Source organism: Bacteroidia bacterium, from assembly GCA_016218155.1.
Classification (GTDB): Bacteria; Bacteroidota; Bacteroidia; order Bacteroidales; family GWA2-32-17; genus GWA2-32-17.
Genome location: JACREQ010000042.1, coordinates 1 through 10,939, shown reverse-complemented (window position 1 = coordinate 10,939; position 10,939 = coordinate 1). Strand labels below are relative to the sequence as shown.

Sequence of the window (10,939 nt, the reverse complement as noted above, 5' to 3'; positions counted from 1 at the left end):
TCATTTATACATAATCAATACTTTGGACAAGGGATGATTACTTTTTTTGTTTTCTTGCGAAGTTTCTGGTCTTGGTTAAATTCAAAAATTAACGAAATTTCATGAGAACCTAATGTGTTTGCGATTAATCGTGAAATAGTAATATCATAGGTATAACCTACTTTTATGTTTTTCCACTGATAACCAACAAGAACAATTATAGCATCATTATTCATATATCCTTTCTTATATGCTTTAAAAAGAGGAATGCCACGATACCAGGCTCCAAGAACAATAGGTAATTTAGTCCAGTATAAGCCAAAATCCAATTGGTCAAATTTTCCTTGTGAGCGAAAGTTAAAAGCAGTTGTTATACTTTCTTCGTTATAAGAACTTGTTTTTCCATTCAGATAGAATTTATAGCCTCCGTGAATAGTATATTTAACTGGTACTAAACTTACGCCATCTATTATTGATTGATTTGGAGTAGTCATATGGTCAATAACAAATCCTCCCCAGTATTTCTCAGAATATACAAGTAGCGATGCTGCAAAGTCTGTATAGCTTACTTTTTTTAATGGTGGTACTTCTATAGAACTTGGATTAGTTCCTGAAAGTGATATCTGGTCGTTAAATACAAGTTTATTAAAATCAATACTTCTTGTGCTTCTGTAAAAATGCATTCCAGGTCTGAATTGTAGTTTTTTTCCTACTTTAAACTGATATGCATATTGAAATCCTATATTAGTGCTTCTTAAATGGCCTACACCTGCTCTGTCCTGCATAACAAGTAACCCAAACCCACTGCTGAGTTGTGGTACAAAATGGTCAAATGAAAAAGCAGTTGTAATAAAAGATCCTGGAATAGACGGCCATTGATCACGAAAATTTAAAATTGCACGACTGCCATTTGTTGAGCCCGCAAATGAAGGGGACAGGTATAGTGGTGAAGCATAAAATTGTGAAAATTGTGGATCCTGAGCATTTGTAACAAAGCTCACAAGAATGAAAAAAAATAGTAATATGTTATGAAATATCTTCATTAATTTATTTTCTTCAAACTAATTGTTTTAAATAAATCGTCAAGTGATAATTTTGTTGTCATATCAATTTCAGTAGAGTAAGGATAATAACCATCTGATTCAATTAACACTTTATATTTTTTTCTTGGCAGAACAACTAAAATATATTTTCCGTTCTTACTCGTTCTGTAAATTCCCTGTAATGCTTTAGTGTCAAAGTCTATGATTGTAATAGTCGCTCTTACAGGCATAAACTCAGGTTCGTTGGTTGTTACGGTTCCTTTTAAAATAATCTGGCTGGTTTGAGGATCAATAATCTCACCTTTGTAAATGTCCATATTACCCTTACCTTCATCACGGTTTGATGAAAAGTATACTTGTCTTCCATCAAAGGTTGCAATAAAATAAATGTCATCCATAACAGAGTTCACAGGAAAGCCTAGATTTTCGGCAGCTGACCACTGTCCGTTGTCATTTTTAGTAGTTTTAAAAATGTCATAGCCTCCCATATTCCTATGTCCTTTAGAACTAAAGTAAAGACTTATACCATCAGGATGAATAAACGGAGCATCTTCATCATATGGTGTGTTAATTGTTGGTCCAAGGTTTAAAGGGCGACTCCATGTACTATCAGGCATTTTGGTTACTCTATAAATATCTTTACCACCATATCCTCCTGGGCGATTGCTTGAGAAGTAAATTGTTGCTAAATCAGGCGAAATACTAATGCTTGATTCTGCACTGTTTTCTGAATTAATATGTGCATCAAAAAATTTTGGCTCTGACCATTTTCCTTCATTATTCTGTGATACGTATATATGACCTGTGGCCTGATCTTTACTTGTTCTGTATATATATAATTGTTGACCGTCTTTGGATAATGTTACACATGCATCATGTGTTTCTGAATTTAATGGTGTACTTATATTAACAGGGGTGTCCCAAGTTGTTCCGGATTTTTCTGAAACATAAATATCTTCGAAATATTCATAATATGGATCAAGTAAATCACCTGTACTTCCTTTTCTTCGACTTGTGAAAAATAATTTTGTTTCATCGGGATTAAGTAATGGTACATATTCAGCATATGGTGTGTTAATTCCATTATTGAAATTTGTTACACTAGCATTAGCTTTTGTTAATATCATTTCTTTTGCAACTACAGATTTCTGCATTAAATAATCAACTTCATCAAGTGAGATTTCTGGTTTTTCTCCATTGTTTTTAAATTCCATATACTCCTCAAGTGCCTTATCAAACATCATTTTTCTATGGTAAATCTGACCAAGATAATAATGAGCTTCTGAATAATCATTTTTAGATTTTTCAAATAACGGAAGTGACTCCAAGGTTTGCCTTCTTACTTTAAAAAGGCAGGCTGCCAGCTTATAACATACTTCAGTGTTAGCTGAATCCATAGCATGTAATTCATTATAAATTGGTAATGCTAAGTGAAAGTTATTATATGAAAATTCAAGATTTGCAGTTTCTAGCTTTTTATTGAAAAGCTTATTTTTTCCAAATATTTGAGAACTGCTTTCCAATGATATTAACAATAACATAAAAGAGAATGAGAAAAAAACAATCCTATTAACGATTGTGCTATTTGTCTTTTTACTGCCGGTTTTAATCGGTATATTATTTGACAAGATTTCTTTGTTAGAAAAACATAATAGATTCATAATTTTATCTTATTAGTGTTACGTCACCTGCTTTAAAAAATGTTTGACCATCAATAAATTTTCCTTTTGCTTTCCAGACATAAACATCTTGTTTGCAAAGTTTATCTCTGTAATACCCATCCCAGCCAATATTGGGTTCTTTTGTTTCAAAAATTAATTCGCCCCAGCGGTTATATATTGTTAATTCGTATGTATCAACTCCAACAAATACTGGATGAAAAATGTCGTTATTAAAATCATTTGGGTTATAATGTCCACCATTTGAACCTGATGGATTTGGGGAAAATGCACTAGGGAAATCAATCTGACCTGCTGATTTTGCAACAACAGCACGGAATAATGAAAGAGTATCTGAACATTGGTGTATTGTTGAAACAATTAACGTAATAGTATATTCTCCTTCCTGTATATATTTATGAGTCGGATTTTCTAAATTAGAAGTATTTCCATCTCCAAAGTTCCATGTGTAAATGTCTGCATTTACTGAATTGTTATTACATTCGATAGATTGATCAGGAATAAATACAACTGTTGGTGTTACAGTAAATAAAGCTATTGGTTTTGGGTAGACCTTAACTGTACCACCCCCTATAGAGTCTTGTCCACCTGGTCCTGAAGCAAAAAGTTTAACGCTGTAATCACCGGCATGGTAATATGTATAAGTTGGGTTCTCATCATGTGAAATTCCTCCATCGCCAAAATCCCATGTAAAAATATTAGAATATAAACTTTGATTTGAAAATTGAATAGTTAGTGGTTCGCAACCAAATTCATTAACTGAAAAAGATGCTACAGGTGATGGTGCATTTATTGAAACAGAATCAATATATGTATCTGAGCAATGTGCAGAATATACCAAAAGCGAAATAATATATTTCCCATAGCTGCTATAAGAATGATTTAAAGGTTCAATAACATTAGATGTATTTCCGTCTCCAAAATTCCATGCGTATGACCATGGACCTGGAGTACTTGTATTGTCTATTGTTATAATCGAATTAGGAAATATCTGTACATAAGGTGAAACTGTATAAGAAGCATTAGGTTTTGCCCATACATTAATGTTTACAGAATAAGTATCTGTACAGCCATAGGCAGAAATAGCAGTTAGTACAGCAGAGAAAGTTTGATCAACAGATGAAGGATTGATATATTCATGGGTTGGTTGAAAGAGAGTTGAACTTGTGCCGTCACCAAAGTTCCATTGGTAATTAATAGCACCCATTGATAAATTTGTAAACTGAGAATTTAAAGGCGAACAACTTGCAGTATCTGCAATAAATATTGCATTTACTTCAGGATTTACAATAATGGATAAACTGGAACTGTCGCTGCAGTTATATGAATTTGAAATTATTAATGAGGTAGTGTAGGTGATAGGATTATTTGTTATATTTGTATAAGTATGATTAATTGTAGTGTTAGGTGATGTGCTAGTTGTGTTATCACCAAAATTCCAGTTAAATGTGGTTGCTCCTGTTGATGTATTATTAAACTGTGCAGAAAATGGTGTACAGCCTGTTGATTGCAAAATGTTAATATCAACTGTTGGCTTTGGGTAAACTGTTAATAGTTTATTTGTAGTATCAGTACAGTTATAAACAGAAGTTGCAATAAGAGATATATTGTAATTAATAGCAGTTAATGTTGTGTTTACAAAAATATGATCTGGATTGGTTTGAGTGGAAGTTGTACCATCATTAAAATCCCAATAAAATGTAGTTGCACCATAGGATTGGTTTTGGAAATGAACTGAAATTGGAGAGCATCCGCTGGTGTCTGCTACAAAAATTGATTGAACATTAGGATAAATAACAATAGGCAATGATGTAGAATCTGAACAACCCTGAGTGTTGTATACTACTAAACTAACGAAAATAGTTATTGGTAAACTGGTTGTATTTACATAATTGTGACTAATGTTTGCATTGTTTTGTATTTCATTTGTTCCATCACCCCAGTACCATTTATTAATTGTAGCCCCTGTTGAATTATTGTTAAAGTTAAATGTTACAGGTGAGCAACCACTGGAATTTTGTATAGTAAAAATTGCAGCGGGTTTTGGTCTTATTAGAACAGGTACATAAGAAGTGTCAACACAACCAAAAAATGAGGTGCCTATAAGTTGGATTAAAAAGGCCTGATCAGTACTACCTGTATTTGAATAAGGGTGAGTGGTTGTAAATCCAGTTGACTGGGTTGTTCCGTCACCAAATGCCCATAAATATGAACTTGCACCAGGTTGTGTGATAAATTGAATATTGGCAGGATGGCAAGCTGTGTCGGGAATTACGTCAATAGTGTAATTAGGGTCAGGGTATACCGTAACATATTTTACAGAAGTGTCCGGGCAGCCAAAAGAATTATATGCAATTAGTTTTACTTCATAATATTGAATTAATGTTGTGTTGTTATAGAAAGTATGTGTTGGGTTATTAGACGTTAATGTTGGTGTGCCATCTCCAAAATCCCAGATGTAATTTGTAGCACCTGAAGAAATATTCGTAAATCCTACTGTTACTGGGCTGCATGAAGGTATTCCATTATGTAAAAAGTTTGAAACAGGAAGCGGGTGAACTGTTAATTGATGTGTTACAGAATCTTTACATCCATATGTTGAAGTCGCAATCATTTTAATATAATAAATGATATCTATAGTTCCGGAATTTGAGAATATATGAGTTGGATTTATGGCTGTGGATTGATTTCCGTCACTGTAATACCATTGATAAGAGTTTCCGCCTATTGTTGAGTTAATATGTGTTACCGAGAAAGGAGGGCAACCACTTGTGTCTACAGGAGAGAAATTAGGGTTTGGAACTACATCAAAACTAATGTTTACGGTATCGGCATCAATGCACCCAAAACTGTTATTTTCAAACCACCTGTATGAATACATTCCGAATGCATTTACATTAATATTTGTTATGGGATTTGTTGTATTTCCAAAAGTTGTTGTACCGGGACCGGAAACTTGAGACCAGTAACCATTTCCGACAGATGCTAATGCATTTAATGTTGTTGACATTCCACAAAGTGTATCGTCAACACCTGCATTTGTTATGGGTTGTTGAATAAAAGTAATTTTTACTGTATCCTGATCTGTACATCCGGGTCCAAAAGTTTCTTGCCATATTAAATCATATGTTCCAAATTGTGATGCAATAACATTACTTAATGAAGAACCAGAATTTAAAAAATTTAAAGTTCCGGGTCCATTTAACATCGTCCACAATCCTGTTCCGAAACTTGGTATAGCATTTAGTGTGTAACTTGAACCGCATATGCTGTCATCTGAGCCTGCATTGGCAATGGGCACCGGAGAAACTGTGATGGTAATATTATCAGTTCCTATGCAGCCGTTATTATCAGATACTATATATGTAAGATTGTAACTTCCAGCAACAGAACAATTAAATACAGGATTAACAATATTTGTAAAATTTATATATGTTATATTTCCACTCCATAAATGGGATATGTATGTCCCTGTTCCGCCTGAAGGGTTTCCGTTTAATTGAAAATTAATACCTGCACATGCCTGAGCTGGGTCAGGGGTAATGTTTGCAGTTACCTGTGTAACATTAATTACTACACTTTGTTGACGATTACATCCATTAGAATCAGTAACCCTGTATGTTAAATTATAAGTTCCTGGTGTGTTAGTTGTAAAATATGGTGTCTGAATATTTACAGAACTTAATGGACCTGTATTTCCTGTCCATAAATGTGTTATGATTGTGCCATCACCGGGTGTGGGATTTCCGTCTAGAAATAAAGTGTCGCCGGGGCATACCTGTAAATTTGTTCCTGGTAATATATTAATAGTTGGTCTTGCCCAAACCGTAATGTTTATTGTTCCAACTCCTGCACACCCATTTGCATTTACAACAGTATAAGTTATTGTATGTGTGCCTGGACCTGCAACAGAAGGACTGAATTGACCGGTAGTTGTGTTTGTGATTCCTGTTCCAGACCATGTTCCTCCCGGTGTTGCTGCTGTAAGAGTTACTGGTGGCGCATTTGAGCAAAAGGGACCAACTGGTTGAATGGTAGCATCGGGATAAGGTACTATTAAAACCATTGCTGTTGTGATAATTGGAGGATAATCTCCATTTACTAAATCTACAGGTGGTCCGGGAATATTTGGATCATCGTATGGGTTACAATAGTTCCAGTTTCTAAGAGTTACTTCAAAAAATTGATTTACTAAAGCTGTATTTGGGGAATAAACAGGTAAGCTTACGTTATTTGGTGGTTGTGGTCCCAATACCGGACCTATTGCAGGCACTACTGCTCCCCAGAATGGATATGCATGTAGCATACCACCAACTAATACATTATTTATTGTGTAATTTGTTCCGTAAATCCATTGAGTCCATCTTGTAGGATCGTTAGGATTATCAAGTTCTACAGGGGGAACACAATTCCATAAACTTACATCCTGAAAAGTAACTGTTCCATCGTTTCCAACACAAATAGGGAAAATTACAGGATTAATTTCTAAATGTCCTCCGTTATGATCGTCAGTATCCCATACAGTTACATTTTGTTGCTGAACTGAACTTGTGCACAAAACTCCATTTACCATTAAAGTTGCTTCGGGTAAATAATTACATAAAGGTCCATTTTGTGGATAAACATGTGTAATTGTAGCTTTCCATTCTCTTATTAAAGGGTTTGGGTTTGTATTTATTGCAGGAATTATTTGTACAGGATTTCCATCATCCCAATTAAATTGAATATTTACAGGTGTTCCATTATTATTAACACCTCTGTAAGTTACTTCCCAAACAACAGTTACCGGTGCACAAAGTTTGTCCGGTAAAATATCATTTGCTTTTGATACTATATTGCAATCTTGTGAAAATAAATTAGCAGAAAAAATAAAAAATAAATAAAATAAAATAAAAGCTTTGGATTTACTTTTAATAAAAACTGGTTTGTAAACCTTGTTCATGCCAAGTTTTATTTTTTTTATAATTATACGACTTCGAACTGCTAAAGTTAGTTGTTTATTTTACGAATTAATAATCAAAAATTAAATAGTATAAAGAATTAAATATGATTTTGTAATATTATGATAATTAATGACAATGCTTTAATTTTGTTTAGTTAGATGATTAAATTATTTTTTATTTTATTAAATATAGTTTTTTTAAGCGATGGCTTTGATTTAATAAAATTGAAATTTAATTTTATTAAAATAAGTTACCTTTAAGGCATAATTTATTCACGTGGCTTCATTAAATGATAATATACAATTTATTCCGGGAGTTGGGCCAAAGAGGGCAGAATTAATAACTGCTGAATTAGGAATAAGTACAATTGAGGAAATGATTTATTATTTTCCTTATAAATATATTGATCGTACTAAAATTTATAAAATTTCTGAGATTAATGCAGATTTACCATATATTCAAATACGTGGTAAGATTTTAGAATTTAAAAATGTAGGAGCTGGAAAAGGTAAACGACTTACTGCAAGATTCTATGACCAAACAGGAGCTATTGAATTAGTCTGGTTTAAAGGGTTAGCATGGATTACTAAAAATTATAAAACAAATGTAGAATATGTTATTTTTGGTAAGCCAAATTTATTTGGTAATAGTATAAATATTACACATCCCGAGATTGAGGAAGCTGTCAGATTTGAAAAGAGCCTTACTACTTCTTTGCAACCACAATATAGTGTACCCGAAAAATTAAAAACACATTTTATTAGCTCGAAAACGATAAGATTAATACAGGAAAATATATTTAAGCAATTTGTTAATTCGATACATGAAAGTTTACCTGATTATATTTTAAATAAGTTAAAGCTTGCTTCGCTAAAAGAAGCCCTTTTTCAGGCTCATTTTCCACAGTCTCCCGAAAAATTACGAGATGCTCAGTTCAGGTTAAAGTTTGAAGAACTTTTTTACATTCAGATTAATTTATTAAGTCAGAAGGCCTATAGAAAAGGGAAGTCAAATTGTTTTGTTTTTAAAAAAGAAAATGATAATTTAATAAAGCATTTATATAAAAATCTGCCATTTAATCTTACTTCAGCTCAAATTCGTGTACTGGGAGAAATTAGAAATGATTTTATTTCTGGCAAACAAATGAATAGATTGTTACAAGGTGATGTAGGCAGTGGTAAAACTTTAGTTGCTTTGTTAGCTATGCTAATGGCGGTAGATAATGGATATCAAGCTTGCATAATGGCGCCTACAGAGATTTTGGCAATTCAGCATTTTAAAACAATCTCAAAGTTTTGTGGAGAAATAGGTGTTTCGGTAAGGCTTTTAACAGGTTCAACCAAGAAAGCGGAACGAAAAGAATTGCATGAAAAATTGCAAAATAATACTGTTAATTTACTTATTGGTACTCATGCTCTGATTGAGGATGAAGTTAAGTTTGCTAATTTAGGGTTAGTTGTTATTGATGAACAGCACCGATTTGGAGTTGCACAACGTGCAAGGTTATGGCAAAAAAATATTATTGAGCCCCATATTTTAGTAATGACAGCAACTCCAATACCCAGAACGCTTGCAATGACTTTGTATGGTGATCTTGATATTTCTGTAATAGATGAACTTCCTCCTGGAAGAAAGCCAATTAAAACAGTGCATTTTTTTGAAAACTCAACCCTGAAAGTTTTTGGATTTTTAAGAAAGGAAATAGCAATGGGACGGCAAGTTTATGTGGTTTTCCCATTAATTAAAGAATCTGAAAAGCTCGACTATAAAGATCTTGAAGATGGTTATGCAGGTTATAGCCGTGATTTTTCTCCACCAGAATACCTTATTTCAGTAGTTCATGGAAAAATGAAACCTGCCGAAAAAGAAATAGCAATGAATCTTTTTATTAAAGGAAAAGCCAATATTCTTATTTCTACTACTGTAATTGAGGTAGGTGTTGATGTTCCTAATGCTTCTGTTATGGTAATTGAAAGTGCTGAACGGTTTGGTCTTTCTCAATTACATCAGCTAAGAGGCAGGGTAGGTAGAGGAGCTGATCAGTCATATTGCATTTTAATGTCTGGTGATAAACTTTCAGCAGATGCTAGAAAAAGATTGGAAATAATGGTGGAAACCAATAATGGTTTTGAAATAGCGGATAAGGATATGGAAATTAGAGGTCCAGGTGATATTGAAGGAACTCAGCAAAGTGGACTTCCATTTCAATTAAAGATTGCAGATTTGGGTACAGATGGAAGAATTTTACAAACTGCAAGACATGAAGCTGAACTTATTTTAAAAGAGGATGTATTTTTAAAATCCCCACAAAACCAGTTAATCACTTTTCAATTGAAGAAACTTACTAAAACTGATATTAACTGGAGTAAAATCAGTTAGTCTATTTTTAAATGTTTTATTAAATTATATAAATTATTCTAATGTAATTTTCTTAACATAAGTTCTTTTATCTGCAATTATTTCTATAAAATAAATTCCTTTTGGAAAACCAGACATGTCAATTTCGTTACTTAACACTTTACTTGAATTAATCTTTTCGCCAGAAATATTGTAAATTGAAAATCTGTTATTTGGATTAGATAATTCAAAGTTTGTTTGCAACTTTAATATTCCACTGGTTGGATTAGGAAAAACATCAATTGTTTTATTTTTATAAACAAGATTATTAATATTAGAATTTGAAACTACAAAGATTTTCCCTTTCATTCCCATAAATGCATGGTTAGTACAAACATAATAATGATACCCTGGAGTGAGTCCTGTTATTTGCCCGCCTGTAAATGGAGTGTTAAATCCTCCACTAAGTGCAGTTGTTCCATTTGAGTTCCATGTAGTTTGGTTTACTTCAACAGCATTATGCGTTCCACCTAGTTGAAATACGATAGTGTCGCCTAAATTAATGCTTATACTATCAGGTGAGAAAGCAAAACCTGAATTAGTTATTGTCACTTTATTACTATATGCAACAACTGAATAAAGTGTAAATGCTACGAATATTATTTTTTTCATATCAATTTTTTTGGATTTTAAATTATTGAACAATTACTGTACCTGTCATATTGTTATGAAGAATACAACGATATGGATAAGTCCCTTTTGAATTAAAGGTGAACGAAAAAGTTTTATTTTTATCTAGATTTCCGCTATTAAAAATTAAGCTATCGCTAGTAACAGTGTGCAAAACAGACTCTTTATTTGTCCATTTAACTGTTGTTCCTAACTCAACAGTTATTGTGGAAGGTGTAAATACTGAATTTGACATGTAAACTTCATTTGAAGTTGCAGGAGCATCCTT

General features: G+C 32.9%; 6 protein-coding genes. 1 reads left to right on the top strand and 5 read right to left on the bottom strand.

From position 1 onward, the window contains the following. Positions 1-14 precede the first annotated feature (14 nt). Genes HY951_07530 through HY951_07520 form a run of 3 tightly spaced genes read right to left on the bottom strand, consistent with a single transcriptional unit; the run spans position 15 to position 7,643 of the window. Positions 15-1,022: a type IX secretion system membrane protein PorP/SprF gene (locus HY951_07530; protein MBI5539891.1), complete on the bottom strand. Its 1,008-nt coding sequence runs from the start codon at positions 1,020-1,022 to the stop codon at positions 15-17. Continuing rightward, the gene (locus HY951_07525; GenBank protein MBI5539890.1) at positions 1,022-2,683 is read right to left on the bottom strand and encodes a PD40 domain-containing protein; all 1,662 of its coding nucleotides are present in this window, start codon (positions 2,681-2,683) and stop codon (positions 1,022-1,024) included. Before HY951_07525 ends, HY951_07530 begins: the two co-directional genes overlap by 1 nt. A 4-nt stretch (positions 2,684-2,687) precedes the next feature. Continuing rightward, the gene (locus tag HY951_07520) at positions 2,688-7,643 is read right to left on the bottom strand and encodes a PKD domain-containing protein (GenBank protein ID MBI5539889.1); all 4,956 of its coding nucleotides are present in this window, start codon (positions 7,641-7,643) and stop codon (positions 2,688-2,690) included. Positions 7,644-7,920: 277 nt separating this feature from the next. Here HY951_07520 and recG point away from each other — a divergent pair, with 277 nt between their 5' ends. Next, positions 7,921-10,023, top strand: a complete 2,103-nt coding sequence (gene recG, locus HY951_07515; protein MBI5539888.1) for an ATP-dependent DNA helicase RecG — start codon at positions 7,921-7,923, stop codon at positions 10,021-10,023. 33 nt (positions 10,024-10,056) lie between these two features. Here the strand turns inward: recG and HY951_07510 are convergent, their stop codons facing one another. Continuing rightward, a complete protein-coding gene (locus HY951_07510; protein ID MBI5539887.1) occupies positions 10,057-10,653 on the bottom strand; it encodes a T9SS type A sorting domain-containing protein in 597 nt (198 codons plus the stop codon). Between the two features lie 22 nt (positions 10,654-10,675). Then, on the bottom strand, positions 10,676-10,939 hold a 264-nt coding region (locus HY951_07505), incomplete at its 5' end, for a cupredoxin domain-containing protein (protein MBI5539886.1).